The 19,643-nt window shown below is 67.8% G+C and carries 18 protein-coding genes and 1 pseudogene; 9 read left to right on the top strand and 10 right to left on the bottom strand.

Annotated elements, in window-relative coordinates; genetic code table 11:
* Positions 1–11 precede the first annotated feature (11 nt).
* Both IBX18_RS15100 and pdhA read right to left on the bottom strand, forming a co-directional pair.
* Positions 12–995, bottom strand: a complete 984-nt coding sequence (locus tag IBX18_RS15100) for an alpha-ketoacid dehydrogenase subunit beta (RefSeq protein WP_194834258.1) — start codon at positions 993–995, stop codon at positions 12–14.
* Positions 992–2,104, bottom strand: coding sequence for a pyruvate dehydrogenase (acetyl-transferring) E1 component subunit alpha (gene pdhA, locus IBX18_RS15105; RefSeq protein WP_194834259.1), 1,113 nt, complete (start codon positions 2,102–2,104; stop codon positions 992–994). The genes IBX18_RS15100 and pdhA overlap by 4 nt, the downstream gene beginning before the upstream one ends.
* Before the next feature lie 134 nt (positions 2,105–2,238).
* Between pdhA and IBX18_RS15110 the strand changes: the two genes are divergently transcribed.
* Entirely contained in the window at positions 2,239–2,730 is a 492-nt protein-coding gene (locus tag IBX18_RS15110) for an Lrp/AsnC family transcriptional regulator (RefSeq protein WP_107660062.1), read from the top strand.
* A 39-nt stretch (positions 2,731–2,769) separates the two neighbouring features.
* Complete coding sequence (locus tag IBX18_RS15115; protein ID WP_194834260.1) at positions 2,770–3,576, top strand: SDR family oxidoreductase; 807 nt, start codon at positions 2,770–2,772, stop codon at positions 3,574–3,576.
* A 236-nt stretch (positions 3,577–3,812) separates the two neighbouring features.
* On the opposite strand, the gene IBX18_RS15120 is transcribed toward IBX18_RS15115, so the two are convergent.
* Complete coding sequence (locus IBX18_RS15120; protein WP_194834261.1) at positions 3,813–4,409, bottom strand: hypothetical protein; 597 nt, start codon at positions 4,407–4,409, stop codon at positions 3,813–3,815.
* A gap of 333 nt (positions 4,410–4,742) precedes the next feature.
* Between IBX18_RS15120 and IBX18_RS15125 the strand changes: the two genes are divergently transcribed.
* Positions 4,743–6,146: a uracil-xanthine permease family protein gene (locus IBX18_RS15125; protein WP_194834262.1), complete on the top strand. Its 1,404-nt coding sequence runs from the start codon at positions 4,743–4,745 to the stop codon at positions 6,144–6,146.
* 208 nt (positions 6,147–6,354) lie between these two features.
* On the opposite strand, the pseudogene IBX18_RS15130 reads toward IBX18_RS15125, so the two are convergent.
* Positions 6,355–7,577 (bottom strand): annotated as a pseudogene (locus IBX18_RS15130) (benzoate/H(+) symporter BenE family transporter).
* Between the two features lie 270 nt (positions 7,578–7,847).
* Between IBX18_RS15130 and IBX18_RS15135 the strand changes: the two are divergent.
* A complete protein-coding gene (locus IBX18_RS15135) occupies positions 7,848–8,666 on the top strand; it encodes a sulfurtransferase (RefSeq protein WP_194834263.1) in 819 nt (272 codons plus the stop codon).
* Between the two features lie 2 nt (positions 8,667–8,668).
* Here the strand turns inward: IBX18_RS15135 and IBX18_RS15140 are convergent, their stop codons facing one another.
* Entirely contained in the window at positions 8,669–9,367 is a 699-nt protein-coding gene (locus IBX18_RS15140) for an HNH endonuclease family protein (RefSeq protein ID WP_194834264.1), read from the bottom strand.
* 81 nt (positions 9,368–9,448) lie between these two features.
* A complete protein-coding gene (locus IBX18_RS15145) occupies positions 9,449–9,811 on the bottom strand; it encodes a hypothetical protein (RefSeq protein WP_135235032.1) in 363 nt (120 codons plus the stop codon).
* A gap of 115 nt (positions 9,812–9,926) precedes the next feature.
* On the opposite strand from IBX18_RS15145, the gene IBX18_RS15150 reads away from it, so the two are divergent.
* Positions 9,927–12,848 carry a DEAD/DEAH box helicase gene (locus tag IBX18_RS15150; RefSeq protein ID WP_194834265.1) on the top strand — a complete coding sequence of 974 codons (2,922 nt, stop codon included), beginning with the start codon at positions 9,927–9,929 and terminating at the stop codon, positions 12,846–12,848.
* A complete protein-coding gene (locus tag IBX18_RS15155) occupies positions 12,845–13,612 on the top strand; it encodes an SWIM zinc finger family protein (RefSeq protein ID WP_194834266.1) in 768 nt (255 codons plus the stop codon). Before IBX18_RS15150 ends, IBX18_RS15155 begins: the two co-directional genes overlap by 4 nt.
* Before the next feature lie 194 nt (positions 13,613–13,806).
* Here IBX18_RS15155 and IBX18_RS15160 read toward each other — a convergent pair whose 3' ends face one another.
* Entirely contained in the window at positions 13,807–14,280 is a 474-nt protein-coding gene (locus tag IBX18_RS15160) for a hypothetical protein (RefSeq protein WP_194834267.1), read from the bottom strand.
* 72 nt (positions 14,281–14,352) lie between these two features.
* Between IBX18_RS15160 and IBX18_RS15165 the strand changes: the two genes are divergently transcribed.
* Together IBX18_RS15165 and IBX18_RS15170 are read left to right on the top strand one after the other, a co-directional pair.
* Positions 14,353–14,880 carry a TetR/AcrR family transcriptional regulator gene (locus tag IBX18_RS15165; protein WP_194834268.1) on the top strand — a complete coding sequence of 176 codons (528 nt, stop codon included), beginning with the start codon at positions 14,353–14,355 and terminating at the stop codon, positions 14,878–14,880.
* Between the two features lie 40 nt (positions 14,881–14,920).
* The gene (locus tag IBX18_RS15170; RefSeq protein WP_306796268.1) at positions 14,921–15,736 is read left to right on the top strand and encodes a helical backbone metal receptor; all 816 of its coding nucleotides are present in this window, start codon (positions 14,921–14,923) and stop codon (positions 15,734–15,736) included.
* On the opposite strand, the gene IBX18_RS15175 is transcribed toward IBX18_RS15170, so the two are convergent.
* Entirely contained in the window at positions 15,721–16,128 is a 408-nt protein-coding gene (locus IBX18_RS15175) for a DUF3224 domain-containing protein (protein ID WP_194834269.1), read from the bottom strand. The genes IBX18_RS15170 and IBX18_RS15175 overlap by 16 nt on opposite strands.
* A 41-nt stretch (positions 16,129–16,169) precedes the next feature.
* Positions 16,170–17,663: an NAD(P)/FAD-dependent oxidoreductase gene (locus IBX18_RS15180; RefSeq protein WP_194834270.1), complete on the bottom strand. Its 1,494-nt coding sequence runs from the start codon at positions 17,661–17,663 to the stop codon at positions 16,170–16,172.
* A 144-nt stretch (positions 17,664–17,807) separates the two neighbouring features.
* Between IBX18_RS15180 and IBX18_RS15185 the strand changes: the two genes are divergently transcribed.
* The gene (locus tag IBX18_RS15185; protein WP_194834271.1) at positions 17,808–18,464 is read left to right on the top strand and encodes a TetR/AcrR family transcriptional regulator; all 657 of its coding nucleotides are present in this window, start codon (positions 17,808–17,810) and stop codon (positions 18,462–18,464) included.
* Positions 18,465–18,512: 48 nt separating this feature from the next.
* Here IBX18_RS15185 and IBX18_RS15190 read toward each other — a convergent pair whose 3' ends face one another.
* Positions 18,513–19,595 carry an amidohydrolase gene (locus IBX18_RS15190; protein WP_194834272.1) on the bottom strand — a complete coding sequence of 361 codons (1,083 nt, stop codon included), beginning with the start codon at positions 19,593–19,595 and terminating at the stop codon, positions 18,513–18,515.
* Positions 19,596–19,643: the final 48 nt, after the last annotated feature.

A 19,643-nucleotide genomic window follows, 5' to 3' on the forward strand; every position in this document is an offset into this window, starting at 1 on the left:
GTGGACCGGCGTCAGGCGGCGAGGGTTCGATCGACCGCGGCGAGGATGCGGTCCGGGTCGGGCAGGTGGAACTTCTCGAGCTTGGCCGGGGGATACGGGATGTCGAATCCGCCGACGCGCAACACCGGCGCCTCCAAGTGGTAGAAGCAGCGTTCGGTGATCCGCGCGGCGATCTCCGCGCCGAGACCGGCGAAAACGGGGGCCTCGTGGGTGATGACCAGCCTGCCGGTCTTGGTCACCGACTCCTCGATGGTGTCGAAATCGATCGGCGAGAGACTGCGCAGATCGATCACCTCCAGTGAATGCCCCTCCTCGGCAGCGATTTTCGCGGCGGACAGCGCGGTGGCCACGGTGCCGCCGTAGGCGACGACGGTGGCGTCGGTGCCGGTGCTGCACACCCTGGCGCGATCGGCCGGCAGTTCTCCGTCGCGGTCGAGCGCGAGGAAGTCGACGTCGGCCTTGTCCCAGTAGCGCCGCTTGGGTTCGAAGAAGATCACCGGGTCGTCCAGCGCGATCGCCTGGCGGATCATCACATACGCGTCGGCGGGGTTGCTCGGCGTCATCACCCGCAGCCCCGCGGTATGCGCGAAATAGGCTTCCGGCGATTCCGAATGATGCTCCACCGACCCGATGCCGCCACCGAACGGAATGCGAATCGTGATGGGCGCGTTCACCTTTCCCTGCGTCCGGTAGTGGATCTTGGCCACGTGCGAGACGATCTGGTCGAAGGCGGGGTAGACGAACCCGTCGAACTGGATTTCACACACCGGCCGGTAACCGCGCAGCGCCATCCCGAAAGCCGTTCCCACGATGCCGGATTCGGCCAGCGGGGTGTCGATGACCCGGTTGTTGCCGAAGTCCTTCTGTAAGGCGTCGGTCACCCGGAAGACGCCGCCGAGGCGGCCGATGTCCTCGCCCATGAGCACGACCTTGGGGTCGTCCTCCAGTGCGCGGCGCAGTCCGGTGTTCAGCGCGCCTGCGAAAGTAGTGATCACGAAGGGACTCCTTCCGGTCTCGCGACAGCCTCGCTGGGATCGCCGGCCAAGTACTGCGCGTACTCCCGTCGCTCCTCGGTGATGAGCGCATGCGGGGTGGCATAGACATGCTCGAACAGGTCCATCGGCCCGGGGTTCGGCATCTCGATGGTGGAGGTGCGCACCTGCCGGGCGACCTCGTCGGCGCGCTCGGCGACCTCGCGCTGGAACGGGTAGTCGAACAGCGACTCGCGCTCCAGCAGCCTGCGTAGCCGGTCGATCGGATCGCGGCGGGCCCACTCCTCGGTCTCCGCGGACGAGCGGTAGCGGGTGGGATCGTCGGCGGTGGTGTGCGGGCCCATCCGGTAGGTGAGCGCCTCGATGAAGGACGGCCCGCCACCGGAGCGGGCGCGCGCCACCGCCTGCCGCGTCACGGCCAGCACCGCGAGTACGTCGTTGCCGTCGACCTGCACGCCAGGGATGCCGTAACCGTAGGACCGCCGCACGATCGGCGTCTGACTCTGCACCCGGACCGGCTCGCTGATCGCCCAATGGTTGTTCTGGCACAGGAACACCACGGGCGCGCTCCAGCTCGCGGCGAAACCGAGTGCCTCGGCGATGTCGCCCTGGCTGCTCGCGCCGTCGCCGAAGTAGGCGATGGTCGCGATCTCGGCGCCGTCCAGGTGCGCGGCGTAGGCATAACCGGTCGCGTGCAAGCCCTGCGAGCCGACGATGATGTTCGGGTTGGTCATGTTGACCGCGTTCGGATCCCAGCAGGAGTGCGCGACACCGCGCCACAGCCGGGTGATCTCGGTGGGGTGCACGCCGCGGCAGTAGGCGACGGCGGCCTCGCGGTAACTACAGAACACATAGTCGTCCGGATGCAGAGCGTGCGCGGATCCGACCTGAGTGGCCTCTTGGCCGAGCAGCGGAGCCCATAGGCCGAGCTGACCCTGCCGCTGCAGGGCGGTCGCCTCGGTGTCGATGCGGCGGGTGACCACCATGTCCCGATAGAGCGCACGCAGCTGTTCGGGCCCGACGTCGGCGACCAGTGCCGCGTGCTCTCGATCGAGCACACGGCGACCGTCGGGCTGGACCAATTGAACCGGGTACTCGATCTTGTCTGGCATCGTGACCGCCTCCTCATCAGGCAGGTGTGCTCTACCTCACAGCATCCACGATAATGCGATGTGCGCAAGTGATCGACACGCGAATACGCATAATGCTCAATTCTTACCGGCGCGCCGATGTCATACTGCGTCGTATGACCAGAGAAAACGTCGACGTGACCTTGGACGCCACCGACGCCAGACTCTTGCTGGAACTGGTCGCCAACCCGAGAGCCACCGGCGTCGAACTGGCCGCGCGACTCGGACTGTCGCGCAATACCGTGCAGGCTCGGTTGTCGCGCTGGGAGGCGGGCGGTGTGCTCGGCAGTTTCGAGCGCCGGGTGCAGCCGCGCGCACTGGGCTATCCGCTGGCGGCGTTCGTCGCGGTGGTCGTCGATCAGCACCAATTGGACTCCGTCGTAGACGAACTCGCCGAGGTGCCCGAGGTGACCGAGGTGTGCGGCATGACCGGGCTCACCGATCTGACGGTGCGAGTGGTCGCCAGGGACGCCGACGACCTGTACCGAATCGCCGGTCAGATATTGAAGATTCCCGGCGTGGAGCGCACCAATATGGCGTTGGTGATGCGTGAGCTGGTCGGCCCGCGCACCGCGCCGCTGCTGCATCGACTATCGCGCGGCAACTAACCGCACGCGGGCCGGTGTGACCCCCGCTAGGGTGCGGGAATGGAGATTTCGGGCAAGGTTGCGATCGTCACGGGGGCCGGCGCGGGAATCGGAGCGGCCTTGGCGCGCAGGTTGGTTGCCGACGGAGCGCGCGTGGTGCTCGCCGACCTCGATGCCGACGCGGCGACCCGGGTCGCCGAGTCCCTCGGTGCCGCCGCGGTCGCGGTCGGCGGGGACGTCGCGGACGAACAGGTGATCCGCGGGCTGATCGATCGCGCAGAGGCCGAATTCGGCCCGGTAGACCTCTATTTCGCGAACGCGGGCATCGCCGGTGGCGCAGGGCTGGACAGCACCGACGCACAGTGGTCGGCGGCGCTGGAGGTCAATGTGCTCGCCCATGTCCGCGCCGCGCGCCTGCTGGTACCCGGCTGGCTGACACGTGGGACCGGCTACTTCGTGTCCACCGCGTCGGCGGCCGGCCTGCTCACCCAGCTCGGATCCGCGCCCTACTCGGTGTCCAAGCACGCCGCCGTCGGATTCGCCGAGTGGCTCTCGGTCACTTACGGAGACAAGGGCATTCGGGTGAGCTGCGTCTGCCCGATGGGCGTCGACACCCAACTCCTGCACACCGGCTTCGTCCCTGGTGAGCACGCTGCCGAGGCCGAACTCGCCGTGAAGGCCGTGAAAACCGCTGGGGCGGTGCTCTCCCCGGACCAGGTCGCCGAAATCATCGTCGCCGGCGTCGCGGCCGAGCACTTCCTGATCCTGCCGCACCCCGAGGTCCTGAAGATGTACCGCCACAAGGGCACCGACTACGACCGCTGGCTCGACGGCATGCGTCGCTTCCAGGCCGCCCTGCAAAGCTGAGCCGGCTGACGGCCTTCGCCAACGGCCGGGTCGATGCGTCGCAGTCCCAGTGCGGCCTGGCGGAAACAGCTCAATCCCCGCAGCATCCTTGCGGATGCCGCGGGGCGGCGTTCGTCAGCCGACAGCCGCAGCCCACAGGGCGTGCGATCGTTTCGCCGAATCAATCATCGAGTCATGCTGAGATCATTCAGTGGGTCTAGATCTCATCGGCGTGCGGCTCGAGCGGGCAGGTGGGTTTACCAGCAATCGAAGTCCTCAGCGTTACAGATCCACATCTCCAGGAACCTTGGATCTTTGCCGCTCTCTTTATAATCGTCCGGATCTTCAATGGCCTCGGTTTGCTGCTCATTGAGTGCGATTTGATCGTCGAGCTTTTTCTTGAAAAACTCCGCCATGCCGTCCTCGGTGGCACAGCACGCCTTGATGACGCCCTTGTGAGCGATGACGTTCTCTTTCAGCGTCCGGGCGTACAACGTTGGGTCCGAGCACATCGCCTCCCTGGTCGCGGGATTGAATTCATGGCCATAGAGCTCGACCAGCGTCCTATTGAGCGGGTTGTAATAGTATGTGCGATTGCCGTTGGGATCTACGCGAACTTCGTTGGTGTTGTCCCATTCGTACGGTGCACGCCATTGGATTTCGGCGTACTCCTGATACCACACACGGCTGCGCGGCGCTCGGCCACCGTCCTCGCACAGAAAACTGTAGAGCTCCCTGGCTATTCGCTGCTCTTGTTCTTCGGTATACCCCCCGGCGTGGCTTGCCGGGGTGCCGAGAATTACTGCTGTGGCGATTGTGAGTACCGCAAGCAGTATCCTTTTTATCGCTAGCATATTCGGGGTCCTCTCCTGAATGTCATTGCCCGTTCGATCTGCGATTCCGATCGCTGCCCGGGTTCACCATCGGCCTGACCGACATCAGGCGCCGATAGGGTCTTCGTCGCCGGAGGCGGTGTGGATGGAAAAGGCTGGGCGACTCCGTCGGTGCAGGTCGGCGTGCCGCAAGTGGACCGCCGCACGAGAGGTCGCCGAGCCCGGCACCGACGAACTGTGACCGCCCAGGCTGGTCGAAGGGAGAGCTGACTGGGCGAGCGGCATTCGAGTGATGTCACGCGGGGGAAACATTGCGGGCGCTCGACGTAAAGAAGACCGGCTAGTTCTATAGGTATGGCAGAGGGAACCCATCCCGTCGATAGCAGATTGCCGTTCGGGCGGCAGCTCACCTTCGGCATCCAGCACGTGCTGATCATGTACACCGGCTGCATCACGGTGCCGCTGGTGTTCGGGGCGGCCGCCGGGCTCGACCGGGCCACCATCGGCCTGCTGATCAGTGCGGATCTGCTGATCGCCGGGGTGATCACGCTGGTGCAGAGCCTGGGGGTGGGCAAGCTCGCGGGTGCGCGGCTGCCCATCATCTGCGGTGCCACCTTCATCGGCCTCGATCCGATGATTCTGATCGCCAAGGAGTACGGGCTCCAGGCGGTCTACGGGTCGATGATGATCGGCGGTGTGGTCGGCGTCGCGCTGGCGGTGCCGTTCGCTCGCCTGGTGCGGTTCTTTCCGCCGCTGGTCACCGGGACCGTGCTCACCGTGGTCGGCGTCTCGCTGATCGGGGTGGCCGGTGGGCTGATCATCGGCAATGATCCGAAGGCGGCCTCGTTCGCCGCGCCGTCGCATATCGGTCTCGCGGCTGTCGTCTTCCTGATCGCCGTCGTGTTTCTGTGCCTGGGTCGCGGCATGGTCGCCCAGCTGGGGGTGCTGATCGGCTTGGTGGTCGGCATTGTCATCGCCATCCCGATGGGCCTGATCGACACCGACGGCATCGCGGGGGCCGACTGGGTGGGGCCGCCGAAGCCGTTCCACTTCGGCGCGCCGGAGTTCCCGATCACCGGGGTGGTCGCGATGAGCGTGGTGATGGCGGTGGTGTTCGCCGAGTCGACGGCGAGCATGCTGGCGATCAGTGAGATCACCGGAAAGCCGATCGGCAAGGGCGATTTGGCGCGCGGGCTGGTCGGTGACGGGCTCTCCGGCGTGCTCGGCGGGGTGTTCACCTCGTTCGTGGACACGATCTTCAACCAGAATGTCGGTGCAGTCGCGGCCACGCGGGTCTTCAGCCGCTACGTCACCGCCACCAGCGGGGTGATCCTGGTGGTGCTCGGGCTGATGCCTCGCTTCGGCGCGATCGTGGCCGCGATCCCCGAACCGGTGGTCGGCGGGGTCGGGTTGGTGCTGTTCGCCACCATCGCGATCGTCGGCATCGACACGCTGCGCAAAGCGGATCTCGCCGACCGGGTCAACGCCACCATCGTCGCCACCGCGCTCGGCGTCGGGCTGCTGCCGGTCATGGCGAAGGACATGTTCGTCCATTTCCCCTCTGCCGCCCAGATCCTGCTCACCAGCGGCATAACCCTCGGCGCGGCAACATCATTCACCCTCAACGTGCTCTTCAACCACACCAGGCTCGGTGTCTTTGCCCGAGGGAAAACCGCAGCCGCCGCCCCCGAGGCCAGCCCTGAACCCTCGGCCGTCGCCGAACCACGCCACGACATGCCCTCCCCGGCTCCCGCCTGACGACGACTGCCGTGAGTGGCACACCACGGCGGAGCGTTCTCGACGTTTGCCTCCACCATGTGCCATTGGCCGAGAACTCTCGGCATCGCACTCGGTGGTGTCGCGACTACGGTCCGGTCGCACCTGCAATGCCCACGCCAACTCGGCTGTTCACAACCTGGGCGGCTGACCAATCGGCGCGCGGCCGGCCGGCCGGGGTCCGGCGCGTTCAGGCGCGGTGACTCAGAACCTTGCGGACCAGCAGCCCGGCGATGAGTGCCCAGAAGGCAGCGCCGACCCCGAGGAAACCGACACCGGACGCGGCGATCAGGAAGGTGACGATGCCTGCTTCGCGATGTTTTTCCGACGCCAGCGCACCGGTCAACGCGGCCGCGAGCGTGGCCAGCAAGGCAAGGCCCGCAACGGTTTCCAGAACGCCTTTCGGCGCGGTGGCGATGAACGTGACCAGAGCCGCCGAACCCAGAGCAAGCACCAGATAGATAGCGCCCGCGGTGAAGGCGGCAGTCCACCGCTTCTTCGGATCGGGATGGGCCGAGGGCGCAGCGGAGAGCGCGGCACTGATCGCGGCCAGGTTGATGGCGTGACCACCCGCGGGCGCGCCGACGATGGTGCCGATACCGGTAACGGTCATGGCCGCCCGCCACGGAACCTGGTAATCGAAGGATTTCATGACCGCGGTCCCGGGAATGTTCTGCGACGCCATGGTGACGATGTACAGCGGGATCGCCACGCCGATCATCGCCTGCCAATTCCAGTGCGGCAGTGTCAGTTCTACTGATGGCACCATCGCCGCGAAGTCGAGATGCTTGTGCTGCACCGCGATACTGATGCCCGACCCGATCGCCGCCGTGGCGAACGCCGCGATCACCGCCCACCGCTTGGCCACCCGTTGCAGCACCAGCCACACCAGGATCACCGGCACCACCACCGCCGGACTGGACCGTATCGCTTGCACCGGTGCCAGGCACAGCGGCAGCAGCACCCGGCCAGCATGGCCTGCGCGATCTCCACCGGGATCGCGGCGACCAGATTCCCCAGCCGCTGCCACAGGCCGGTGATCACGATCAACACCCCGGCGATCACGAACGCGCCGACCGCGGCGGGCCAGCCGCCGACCACCGCACCCGTGCTCGCGAGCAGCGCGGCGCCGGGGGTGGACCAGGCCAGCGTGATCGGCATCCGATACCGGTAGCTCAACAGCATCATGCCGATCGCCTGCGTCACGCAGACCGCGAACAGCCCCGACGCCGCCTGTGCCGCGTTCGCACCTACCGCGGTCAGTCCGCTGAGCACCACGGCGAACGCGCTGGTGAAACCCACCAGTGCGGTGACCGCGCCGGCACCGAGCGGCTGGGCGAGCCCCACCTTCGGGGCCAGAGGCTCTTTGTCCAGCTCGGCGGGTGCCTCGGCGGCCGGGGAAAGGTTCGACATTGTGGCGATACTGCCGGTAACTGGACTGCTCCGTCACGGGCCAGTCGGCCGAAACTGGACCGAATTGCGGAACGGTCGCCGCTGGCTACTGCGCTGAACTTCCATCCGGCGCATCCGGCCGGACTTCGACACAGGGTCTACGACGACACGCCGTACCCGCGCCGTCCTACCGGTGAGTAGCGCTGGGGTGCAGCCACATTGCCCAGTTCAGATGCGTAGTCTGAGGGGTATTCGGTGCGCGAGGGTGCGATTACTGGACTAGGAGCTGGGTTGAGCGCGGTACTGATCTCGCCGGTAGAGCTTCGGGAAGTGTTGTCGGACAAGCGGGTTCGCCTGCTGGATGTCCGATGGGCGCTGGGCGACCCGGACGGCCCGCAACATTATCTGAACGGCCACATCCCCGGCGCGGTGTTCGTCGACATGGAAACCGAGCTGGCCGCGCCGCCGTCGCCCACCCGCGGCAGGCACCCGCTGCCGGACATCGGGCCGCTGCAGAAGTGTGCGCGCAGTTGGGGCATCTGCCAGGACGATCCGGTGGTCGTCTACGACGCGACCGGCGGCATGGCGGCCGCCCGCGCCTGGTGGCTGCTGCGCTGGGCGGGCATCGCCGACGTGCGCATCCTCGACGGCGGACTGCCCGGCTGGACCGACGCGGGTGGCGAGCTCGCCACCGGCACCGAACCAGACCCGGAGCCCGGCGATGTCGAGCTGAGCCCGGGCCACCTGAAGGTGATCGATGCCGACGCGGCCGCCCGCTGGCGCGGCGTGCTGCTCGACGCCCGCGCGGGCGAGCGCTACCGCGGCGAGGTCGAGCCGATCGATCCGCGCGCAGGCCACATCCCCGGCGCCATCAGCGCCCCCACCGCCGAAAACCTGGACGCCAACGGACATTTCCGCGACCCGGCCGAATTGCGTGACCGCTTCGCCGGATTCACCGCCGAACCGGTCGCGGTGTACTGCGGCTCCGGCGTCACCGCAGCCCATCAGGTGGCGGCGCTGGCCGTCGTCGGCATCGACGCGGCGCTGTATCCGGGTTCCTGGTCGCAATGGTCGAACGACCCGAAGCGGCCCGTCGCGACCGGCAGCTGAGCTCAGGGACAGGTCCGCGCGACACCCTGCAACGCCGTGCTGTCGGCCGCGGTCAGCGGTAGGTCGTAGCGCGCGGCCGCGGCGAGGAACTGGCCCGCGAAGAAGCAGTGATTGGCGCGGGCCGGTGGCAGCCACTCGACGGGCGTCTTGTCGCCCTTGGCCTGATTGGTGCGTCCCTCGGTGGCGAGCAGGTTGACCTCGACGTCGTTCGCGAAGCGGACGCGACGCTCGAGCGGCCAGTGCGCGGCACCCAGATCCCAGGCGGCGGCCAGCGAGTACACGTGGTCGATCTGTACGTCGTTGGCGTCGGCCTTGTCGAAGCGGATCTGCTTGCCGGTGTACGGGTCGTTCAAGAGACCGCCGACGACCACGCAGTCGCGGGTGCCCGGCCGGAAACTCACCTCGATCAGCTGCACCGCGAGCACGTTGTTGCGGGTGTCGCAGCCGTCGTGCCCGCCCGGGGCGTCGTTGTCGTCGGTCCAGGCGGGCCCGAACACACAGCCCTGCCCCGGTTTACAGCCACGGTCGTAACCGCCGGGATGCGGCCGGTCCGGCACCACCCGCACGGCGGCGAGCAGCTGCTCCAACTCCACCCGCGTCGGACTGCCGGGCGCGGGCGCCACCGGCGCCACGCCGAGTTGGTCGCAGCCGACGGCGCACAGCACGACGAGCGCGCCGAGCAGCCAACGCCGAAGGTCCATGGCGCCAGCTGTACCCGGATGGACCGACATTCGTAGAACCCGTAGCGAGAGCAGTTGTCAGGGACGGCGCAGAACAACCCTTCACAACCAGGCGCGGGCGAGCAGGTCGTCGTCGGCGACCTCGCTTGCCCGCGGTGGGAACCGGGTGGCCGAAATCGACTCGGCGTTCGCGCCGTCGTGCCCGATCAGCCACGAGCCGCCGCGCTCCTCGCACTCGGCGAGCTTGGCGAAGGTGGCGAGCAGGAAGGTGATGGCCTCGTGCGGGTCGAGGGTTCGGGCCAGGCGCTGTGATTCACCGGGGCGGGACAGGTCCAGCCACACGCCGGACTGACCGTCGAGCCGCATGCCGACCATCTTCTCGGCGTTGATGAAGGTGAATTTGCGCCGCTCCCACGGCGTCGTCGGCGTGAAGCTCTGCTCGAGAACCTGGAGCAGAATCGTCATGATTGCCTCCGTTGACCAGCGGATATTCAAGTATGTTCCGCCGCGCCGCAGAAAGCCAGACCGGCGCGATCGCGGTGGGTGCGCCGGTGTCGGACCCACCTGCTTGGATGGGCTGATGCTGCACGGTCTCTGGTCGCCGGGCTCCGGGTTGCTGCTCTGGCACGATGCCCCTCTCACCGCGCTGCCCGACCCGTTGGGCGGCGTATTGAGCGCGTCGAAATTCCGGCACCGGGCAGACGTGCTGGTCATCGGGCCGGATTGCACGGCGACCGAGCAGGTCCGCGCGCACGCGATGGCGCCCGCGGCCGCGGCGGCGGCGTTGCGGCAGCGACTTCCGGCCGAGGCGGTGGCGGGGGACCTGCGCTTCCTGGCGCACGTCGCGCGCGGTGTCGAGCGCTGGGTCCGGGCCGGGCGGATCGTGCCGGAACTGCGCCGCGCCGACGGCCAGTGGTGGGTGCGCTGGCGCCTGGTCGGCGGCGAACGGCAGCGCGCCTGGCTGGCCGAGTTGGCGGTGGCCATGCCCGCCGCGCTGCGGGTGGCGGGCCGGCCCAACGCGGTGCTCGACGACCTGGTCACCGAGCTCACCGACCCGATCGCCCGGGCCATGATCGACCCGCCCGACTCGGTGCATCCGCTGGTGGACGCGCTCGTGCGCGATATCGCCCTGGACGCGGGCAGCTACCGGGTCGCCGAAACGCTGGAGCACTGGCGGGCCACGCTGACCGGCGACGAGCCGGAACTGGTGCTGCGCCTGCTGGAGCCGGACGGCGACCTCGGCACCGCGGACGAATCGGTGGCGCTGTGGCGGCTGGAGGTCTGCCTGCGTATCGACGGCGAAGCGCCGAATCCTGTGCAATTGCAGGGTGATCCGGATCTGCTCCGGGTCGCCGTCGAGCAGCTCGGCGAGGCACAGCGGGCGTACCCCCGGCTGCGCGACCTGCCGAGCGATCCGCGCTCGATGGACCTGCTGCTGCCGACCGAGGTCGTCGTCGACCTGGTCGAGCACGGCGCGCACGCCTTACAGGCCGCAGGCGTTCGACTGCTGCTGCCGCGCGCCTGGAACGTCAGCGCCCCGACCATGCGGCTGCGCGTGGAGAGTGCGGTGCCCGCCGCCGAGAGCACCGTCGGCATGCCGGGACTCGTCTCCTACCGCTGGGAACTCGCGCTCGGCGACACCGTGCTGACCAAGGCGGAGATGGAGCGGCTGGTCCGCAGCAAGTCGGATCTGGTGCAGCTGCGCGGTGATTGGGTGCAGGCCGACCACAAGGTGCTGGCCGCCGCCGCCCGCTACGTGGCCGCGCACACCGACACCTCCGAGATCACCTTCGCCGACCTGATCGGCGAACTCGCGGGCGGCCGGGTGGAGCAGGTGCCGGTCACCGAGGTCACCGCCACCGGGTGGGCCGCCGACATCCTGGATCGGACCCGCGAACTCGAGCCGATCGCCCCGCCGGTCGGACTGAAGGCGCAGCTCCGGCCCTACCAGGAACGCGGCCTCGCGTGGCTGGTCACCATGAGCCGCATGGGTTTCGGCGCCATCCTGGCCGACGACATGGGGCTCGGCAAGACCATCCAGGTGCTCGCGTTGCTGGTGCACGAGCGGGAGGCGGCGAACGCGCGGGACCGGCAGGCCGCGAAGCCGAGTCGCAAGTCGGCCGGGGCGAAGGCGGCGGACGGCGCGGTGGTGTTGTCACTGGATGCCGCGCGGCGACGTAAGGCCGCCGGCGATTCCGGCGGGGGTATGCCGGGGCCTACGCTGCTGGTCTGCCCGATGTCGGTGGTCGGCAACTGGCAGCGCGAGACCGAGCGTTTCGCGCCCGACCTGCGGGTGTGGGTGCACCACGGCGTGGGCCGGCGCTCGGGCGCGGAGCTGGACGCGGCGGTGTCGGAGTCCGATCTGGTGATCACGACCTACTCGCTGCTCGCACGGGACCTCGACGAGCTGAAGCGGCAAACGTGGGACCGGATCGTGCTCGACGAGGCGCAGCACATCAAGAACGCGGCGACCAGGCAGTCGCGTGCGGCGCGTTCGCTCCCCGCGCGACATCGGCTGGCGCTCACCGGAACTCCGGTGGAGAACCGGCTGGAAGAACTGCGCTCGATCATGGATTTCGCGGTGCCGAAGGTGCTCGGCAGTCCGCAGACGTTCCGCGCCCGCTTCGCCGTGCCCATCGAACGCGAGCGGGACGAGAACGCCATCAGCAGGCTGCGGATGATCACCCAGCCGTTCGTGCTGCGCCGGGTGAAGACCGACCCGGCGGTGATCACGGATCTGCCGGACAAACTGGAGATGACGGTGCGCGCCAACCTGACCGTCGAGCAGGCTGCGCTCTACCAGGCGGTGGTCGACGACATGCTGGCCAAGATCAAGGACGCGAAAGGCATGGCGCGCAAGGGCGCCGTGCTCAGCGCGCTGACCAGGCTCAAGCAGGTGTGCAACCATCCGGCGCACTTCCTCGGCGACGGCTCCGGGGTGCTGCACCGCGGCAGCCATCGCTCCGGCAAGCTCGCGCTGGTGGAGGACGTGCTGGACGCGGTGCTCGCCGACGGCGAGAAAGCGTTGCTGTTCACCCAGTTCCGCGAGTTCGGCGAGCTCATCGCGCCCTACCTGGTCGAGCGCTTCGGCACGGAGGTGCCGTTCCTGCACGGCGGGGTGCCCAAGCAGCGGCGCGACACCATGGTCACCCGGTTCCAGGAGCCCGCGGGCCCGCCGTTGATGTTGTTGTCGCTCAAGGCCGGTGGCACCGGGCTGAACTTGACCGCCGCCAATCATGTTGTGCACCTGGATCGCTGGTGGAATCCGGCGGTGGAGAACCAGGCCACCGACCGCGCGTACCGGATCGGGCAGCAGCGCAATGTGCAGGTGCGCAAGCTGGTCTGCGTCGACACCATCGAAGAGCGGATCGACGAAATGATCAACGGCAAAAGACAACTCGCCGATCTGGCCGTCGGTGCGGGGGAGAACTGGATCACCGAGTTGAGCACCGACGACCTGCGCGAGCTGTTCACGCTCGGGGCGGAGGCGGTCGGCGAATGAGTCCGTACATCGACTACAGCGAGTTCGGTAAGCGCCGGCCGGTGCGCGGCGGGGTCGAGGCGCGCAGCCGCCGTGGCGGTTTCGGGCGCACCTGGTGGGGCAAGGCACTGATCGACGCGGTCGAGCAGATGGCCGACGCCGGGCGCATGTCGCGCGGGCGCACCTACGCGCGGGCCGGGCAGGTGGTGAGCTACCGGATCGAGCCGGGCGCGGTGACCGCGGAGGTGCAGGGCAGTCAGCCGCGTCCGTTCACCGCGGTGTTCACCGTCCGGCCGCTGCGCGAGGAAGAGGTCGAGCTGCTCATCGAGACCATCCGCGACGCGCCCGGCATGCTCGCCGAGATCGCGTCCGGCGCACTGCCGACCGCGCTCGGCCCGCTGCTGCTGCCGACCACCGCCGCCGACCTGGACTTCACCTGTAGCTGTCCCGACCCGGGGTGGCCGTGCAAGCACGTCGCCGCGGTCTGCTACCTGCTCGCCGAACGGCTCGACGAGCGGCCCCGCGAGATCCTCGCGCTGCGCGGCCTCGACCTGGACACGCTCATCGGTGGTATCGAACGTGACCTGCGCGCCGTGGACTCCGACGATCCCTACGGCAACGAAGCCGTGTTGCCGGATCTACCGAAGGTCGAATTCCGGCCTGCCCCCGACGATCTGGATCCGTTGCTGCTGCGCAAGGCGATGCGGATGACCTCGGCCGAGGAGCCGATCGCCGCGGCGGGGCTGCGTGAGCTCACCGCGCTGTATCAAATGTTCGACAGCTGAGCGAGTTTGGTGAGCATCCGGCGTCGGGGCTTGCGGTTGCCTCCGGACTTTTCGGGGCGGGATCTGGTCCGGTTGCACGGGACCGGGACTTCCCGACACCGGATGCCTCACCAAGTCTGCGCGCATCGCCTCGGTCCCGGAACTGCCCGAGGGTTGCCCACCCGCTGCCACTGTGGCCGTATCCGGGGCAGTGCTCAGGCCGTGTCGCGATTCCCGCCGACCAGCACCGCGACGAAGCACAGCGTGGCGAGCCCGGACACGACGATGGCGGGTTCGGGGAAGTAGAGGCAGGCGAGCCAGAATGTCCCGCCCGCCGCTGCCACACAGACGCCGTTGAACAGCGACCACCGCGTGATCAGGCCTGGTGCGCCGTGTGCCGCGGCGATCGCCAGCAGGCCGAAAAGCAGGCCGAGGAAGCCCATTCCGACGCTGTAGCCGGTGTTCAGGCCGAAGACGGAGAGCTGTCTGCCGCCGTCGAACATCGATCCGGTGACCTGCGCGGACATCGCGTTGACGACCTCTTCGGCCGGGCCGTCGTCGCCGTTGAAAACATGCACCACCAGCAGATGGGCCAGACCGACCAGACCGAGCAAGGTAGCCCCGGCGAAGTGGACCGGGGTGGCCCAGCGGACGGGCCGGGTGGTGGACGAGGGTGTTATCGCGGTCATCGCGACCTCCGTAACTCGTGCCGTGCCAACGTTCCAGGAACAGAACAAAACTTATGTTATAGGCTGAATGTTATGGCAGGCAAGAGTTCGTGGCTGGAGTCCGGCCTGGTGATCCTCGGCACGGCAGGCCCGGCCGGGCTCACGATCGACAAGCTGGTCGCGGCCACCGGGCTGAGTACCGGGTCGTTCTACCACCACTTTTCGAGCATGGGCGGGTACAAAGCGGCGCTACTCGCGCACTTCGAGGAGGTGCAGACGACGCGTTACCTGCGTGAGGTGACGGCAGCCGACCGACTCGATGCCAGGGAAAAGCTGGACCTGCTCTTGGATCTGGTGTTGCGGGACGAGGGGCCGGCCACGTTGGAATCGGCGATACGCTCGTGGGCGATCGACGACCCGCTCGCGGCCGAAGTCAAGGAGCGCATCGATGCGGCTCGGCTGGACTTCCTGCGAACTCTGCTGGGGGAGAGCGGATATGGCGCGGACGACGCGCGGCAGCTCGCGCAGTTGCTCTATCTGCTGGTGCTCGGGGCGGGCAGCATGATCCCCGCGGTGTCGCCGGAGGAACTGCGCGTGCTTGCCCGGCGGGTGTTGTCGTGAGTGCGCGGCGAATGTGGGGTCCAGTGCTGGGCAGCCGTTCGTGAGCGGCGAGTCGACCGGCGTCGGAAAGGCAACGCTGACCGATGACCTCGGCACCACGATGGAGATTGTCCGTCCGCCACGGCGGGTGGTATCGCTGGTGCCGTCGTTGACCGAGGCCGTCGCGGTTTCCTGTCCGGAGATTTTGCTCGCCGCGACCGAATGGTGCACGCACCCAGCCGATCTCGCCGTCGAACGGGTACGCGGGACCAAGAACCCGAATGTGCGCCACATCATCGAACTCGCACCTGATCTGGTGCTGTGCAATATGGAAGAGAACCGGCAGATCGATGTCGGCCGCCTCCGCGCAGCCGGAATTCCGGTGTGGGTGACCAGAATCGAAACCGTGGACGAGGCCCTCGTCTCGCTGGCGGGCCTGTTCACCGATGCCCTCGGTGTCGATGTCCCGCCTTGGCTCACTGCGGCCGAATCCGTCTGGGCACCACCGCCGCCCACTCCGCCGCGCAACGCGGTGATCCCGATCTGGCGCAATCCGTGGATGGTGGTGGGCCGCAACACTTTCACCGGCGATCTGGCCGCCCGCCTCGGATTGCGGCTGGTGCACGCCGACCGCCCGGACCGCTATCCACGCCTCTCCGACGACGAATTGACCACCGGCATCGAGCTCGCCGTGCTACCCGACGAGCCTTACGTCTTCACCAGAACCGATGGCCCCGAAGCTTTCCCGGGCATCCCGGTGGCGCTGGTCGAGGGCCGCAGCCTCACCTGGTACGGCCCGTCCTTGGCCACCGCGCGGGAAACCCTCACTCGGCAACTGGCGGCGACTTTCCTCGGCGGAGCTCAGCCGAGCTCGTAGTCGAACCAGATGTGGTGCCCGCCTTCCGCGTCCACGCTCAGGCCACCGGTGCCGGTGATGCCCGCCAGGGCGGCGGTGCCGCTGGCGGGGACGATCGTGAAGAACTCGGCGGTCCGGTCGGTGCCCGAGGTCGTCGCCGAATGGGCGAAGTTGAAACTGCCTGCGTTGCCGTTCAGCGCACCCTCGAACGACTCCATCGCCACATAGGTCCCGGTCCCGCCTGCCTGATCGAAGGCCGCAGTGAACAGGGTCGCCGAGCGACCGGTGATCTCGCCCTCGAACTCCTTCACGATGTGCGCGACGCCGACCGGCAGCGCGGTGCCGATGGGCGGATCGGGGACCACCTCGGTCGGGACGAACGAGGTGACGGAGAAGGTGCCGGTGGCTTTCATGCGGGTGATCGTAGCGACGGGCACCGACAATCTCGCGACCGCTACACCGACGTCGCGAACCGATAGTCGGACAGGTCGAAATGCCCACTGCGCCAGGCCGCCTCGACCGTGGTCGACGGCCGCAACGGCACATCGCCGTGCTTGTCGAAGTAGTAGCTGTTGGACACCGCGCAGCTGTCCTGCCAGAACACCTGTCCGCCGCGCCGGTCGAGCATCTCCTGGAAGAAGCGGTCGTTGGCCTCGCGGGTCACCTCGACAATGGTCGCGTTGCCCGCGCGGGCATGCCGCAGGCAGCGCAGGATGTGCCTGGTCTGGTTCTCGATCAGCGCGAAGTAGGACGAGCCGTTGTAGCCGTACGGCCCGATGATGGAGAAGAAGTTCGGGAAGCCGGGCACGCTCACGCCCTCATAGGCCTGCAGCCGGTTCTCGTCCCACCACTTCTCCAGGTTTAGGCCGCCGATGCCGCGCAGATCGTAGGTCGGCATGTTGCCGGATTCCATCACCTTGAAGCCGGTCGCCAGAATCAGCACGTCGACCGGATATTCGGTGCCGCTGGCCGTACGCACGCCGGTGCTGGTGATCTGTTCGATCGGGTCGGTCTCCAGCACCACATTGTCGCGGTTGAAGGTGGCCAGATAGTCGTTCGAGAAGCTCGGTCGCTTGCAGCCCAATGCGTAACGCGGCGTGAGCTTTTCGCGGATCACCGGATCGTGCACCTGGTTGCGGAGGTGGGCGAGGCCAGTGCGTTCGCCGAGCGCGGCCGTCGGCAACTTCGTGTGATAGTGCGCGGCGATCGGGAAGGTGATCTCCACATAGGTCTGGCTGATCAGCCGGGTCAACGACCGGGCGCCGGGGACTCGCAGCGCCCACTGCACCGGTTTGGGCAGCGGCAGATCCAGTCGAGGCAGGCACCAGATCGGCGTGCGCTGGAACACGACGAGCTGCTCGACCTCCGGCGCGGTCTCCGGAATCACCTGCACCGCAGACGCTCCCGTGCCGATGATCGCGACTCGCTTGCCGCGCAGGTCCTGCTGGTGGTCCCAGCGCGAGGTGTGCATGGTGACGCCGGCGAAGTCGTCCACGCCCGGGATCTCGGGCAGTTTGGGCCGGGTCAGCACGCCGGTGGCGCTGATGACGAAGCGCGCGGTCAGCTCGTCACCGGTCGCGGTGTGCAGCCGCCAGCGGCAGCCGTCCTCGTCGAACTCGGCCTCGGTGATGGTGGTATCGAACCGGATTCGTGGTCGCAGCTGGTATTTGTCCACACACGATTCGGCATACGCCTTCAGCTCCCGCCCTGGCGCGTAGGTCCGGGACCAGCTGGCGCGCTGCTCGAAGGAGAACTGATAGCTGAACGACGGAATGTCCACGGCGATACCGGGATAGGTGTTCCAGTGCCAGGTGCCGCCGACGCCGTCGGCCTCATCGACGATCAGGAAGTCGTCGAATCCGGCCTCCTGCAACTTGATCGCGGCGCCGATCCCGGAGAATCCCGCGCCGACGATGATCACCTCGTGGTCGATCCCGGTGCCGGTCATGATCCCGCCTCGCCGGTGCTCGGTTCCGTCGTACCGACAGGGTTCTGCGTCACGATTCGCTCGGTCATGCCACCTCCATGTGCCACGAAGCCAATTGGCCGCACGTGCCACCAATTAGGCGCGCGGTCCGGTAGTTTGTCAACCATGAGCCTGCGCGTACCGGCCCGGACCTGGGGTGGGCGCACCGCCGCGGAGCGGAGCGCCGAACGACGCGCGCGGCTGATCGATGCGGCCCTCGACATCTGGCTCGAAAACGGTTGGGCGGCCGTGACAATGCGCGGTGTGTGCCAGCGGGCCGCGCTGAACGACCGCTACTTCTACGAGCATTTCGCCGACCGCGACGCCTTGCTCGGCGTCGCGTGGGACGCCGTCTGCACCGAGGTCTTCGCCGACCTGGCCGCCATCGTCACCGAACACGGCGCGCAACCCCCGCTGGACATCCTGCGTGCGGCCGTGACCCGCGCGGTGCGCCTGCAATCCGACGACAACGGTCGCGCCCGCATCCTGTTGGCCGACCACGCCGGCAGCGCCGTGCTGGAGCAGCGCCGCAAAACCATGCTCATCGACGCCACCGACCTGCTGGTCGCCACGTCCGGTCCGTACCTGCGTCCGGCGGCCGACGAGCTCGAGTTCCGGATGAGCACCCTCGTCGGCATCGGCGGTTTCATCGAACTGCTCACCGCGTGGCGCACCGGCGCGATGGACATCGACGGCAACCACATCATCGACCATGTCTGCCGTCTCGGCGCCTTGCTCGGTACGCAGTATCTGCCTGCGGACCTGATTCCTGATGCGGGGTAGAGCTTTTCAGTGCCAATCGGCGGGGCTGTCGATTTCAGTAGCGAGCGTTTACACGGACGGGGCATCGATCCGATAGACGCGCCGCGCGGTATTCCGGAAGATGTGTTCCAGCTCCGGCTGCCCGCCGCCGTGCCCGGTCACCGCGGTGGCGACCGCATCGATGCTGTCGGCGATGGTGGTAATCGGTTTGTCCACCGGGAAATTCGAGCCCCAGATCAGCCGGTCCGCGCCGAATGCGTCGAGCGCATGCTCGATCAGCGGGTGTATACGGTCCACCAGCACCGGAACCGGGGTGCTCGTGCCGCGGGGCGGCACCGGATGTCCGAGGATCGGCATCATCAACCCGCTCACCTTCGCAACCACGTTCGGCTGTTCGGCGAGCGCGGACAGGTCGTCGCGCCAGCGCAGGAACAGTGCCCGCCGCACACCCGGGTTGATTCCAGTGTGCTTGCCGACCGGCCCGAAAAGCCCTGCGGGAGTAGCGAGATGGTTGAGCACGATCGGCACCTCGGGAAACCGCGCGGCCAGCGCCGCCACATCCGGCAGCGCATGCGAGTACACCCAGGCCTCGAAACAGAGATCGCGCTCGGCCAGCAGCCCGAAGCCGTTCAGGAACTCCTTGGTGGTCAGCGCGCCCGCGCGCGGGGCATAGGGCCGCACATCCGGATCCGGGTGATGCGCCACGTGCGCGCGGATGCCGCGCACCAGGGGTGCGGCGGCGAGATGCGCGTCGAGCAGCGCCGCGAAGTCGGGCGCCGCCGGATCGGCACAGCCGAGAATCGCCCCGAGCTCGGGATTGCCGCCACCGAACGGTAGCCGGGCCACCCACGCCGTCTCCTCGGCTTCGGCCAGCGCGCCCTTCCCGGTCCAGGCCACCTCGATGTGCACGACCGCGTCGATCGGCTCACCACCGGCATCCGCACGATAATCCGCTGGCAGATAAGGCCGGGTGAAGGCGGTGGGATCCCCGATGAATTCGCGATCCCGACGCGGCGCAAGGCGTTTGGCCAGATCCATCGGGATCGGCAATGCCCGCAACAACCGCGCCGTCGAACTGAAGACGCGCGGCGTGCTGAACGGGTCCCACTGATGGATGTGCGCGTCGATGATTCGAATACCCGAAAGACTCATATCCGTCGTCCCAACCGCGCCGATGGCCCTGACCCGGCGATTGTCACA

This window comes from Nocardia sp. XZ_19_369 (assembly GCF_015355715.1).
In the GTDB taxonomy this organism is placed as follows: domain Bacteria; phylum Actinomycetota; class Actinomycetes; order Mycobacteriales; family Mycobacteriaceae; genus Nocardia.

What these genes read in the sequence shown, in the direction of transcription:
- pdhA (WP_194834259.1), bottom strand. Translation starts at nt 2,104, where the DNA reads ATGCCAGACAAGATCGAGTACCCGGTTCAATTGGTCCAGCCCGACGGT.
- IBX18_RS15110 (WP_107660062.1), top strand. Translation starts at nt 2,239, where the DNA reads ATGACCAGAGAAAACGTCGACGTGACCTTGGACGCCACCGACGCCAGA.
- IBX18_RS15115 (WP_194834260.1), top strand. Translation starts at nt 2,770, where the DNA reads ATGGAGATTTCGGGCAAGGTTGCGATCGTCACGGGGGCCGGCGCGGGA.
- IBX18_RS15120 (WP_194834261.1), bottom strand. Translation starts at nt 4,409, where the DNA reads ATGCTAGCGATAAAAAGGATACTGCTTGCGGTACTCACAATCGCCACA.
- IBX18_RS15125 (WP_194834262.1), top strand. Translation starts at nt 4,743, where the DNA reads ATGGCAGAGGGAACCCATCCCGTCGATAGCAGATTGCCGTTCGGGCGG.
- IBX18_RS15140 (WP_194834264.1), bottom strand. Translation starts at nt 9,367, where the DNA reads ATGGACCTTCGGCGTTGGCTGCTCGGCGCGCTCGTCGTGCTGTGCGCC.
- IBX18_RS15145 (WP_135235032.1), bottom strand. Translation starts at nt 9,811, where the DNA reads ATGACGATTCTGCTCCAGGTTCTCGAGCAGAGCTTCACGCCGACGACG.
- IBX18_RS15150 (WP_194834265.1), top strand. Translation starts at nt 9,927, where the DNA reads ATGCTGCACGGTCTCTGGTCGCCGGGCTCCGGGTTGCTGCTCTGGCAC.
- IBX18_RS15155 (WP_194834266.1), top strand. Translation starts at nt 12,845, where the DNA reads ATGAGTCCGTACATCGACTACAGCGAGTTCGGTAAGCGCCGGCCGGTG.
- IBX18_RS15160 (WP_194834267.1), bottom strand. Translation starts at nt 14,280, where the DNA reads ATGACCGCGATAACACCCTCGTCCACCACCCGGCCCGTCCGCTGGGCC.
- IBX18_RS15165 (WP_194834268.1), top strand. Translation starts at nt 14,353, where the DNA reads ATGGCAGGCAAGAGTTCGTGGCTGGAGTCCGGCCTGGTGATCCTCGGC.
- IBX18_RS15175 (WP_194834269.1), bottom strand. Translation starts at nt 16,128, where the DNA reads ATGAAAGCCACCGGCACCTTCTCCGTCACCTCGTTCGTCCCGACCGAG.
- IBX18_RS15180 (WP_194834270.1), bottom strand. Translation starts at nt 17,663, where the DNA reads ATGACCGGCACCGGGATCGACCACGAGGTGATCATCGTCGGCGCGGGA.
- IBX18_RS15185 (WP_194834271.1), top strand. Translation starts at nt 17,808, where the DNA reads ATGAGCCTGCGCGTACCGGCCCGGACCTGGGGTGGGCGCACCGCCGCG.
- IBX18_RS15190 (WP_194834272.1), bottom strand. Translation starts at nt 19,595, where the DNA reads ATGAGTCTTTCGGGTATTCGAATCATCGACGCGCACATCCATCAGTGG.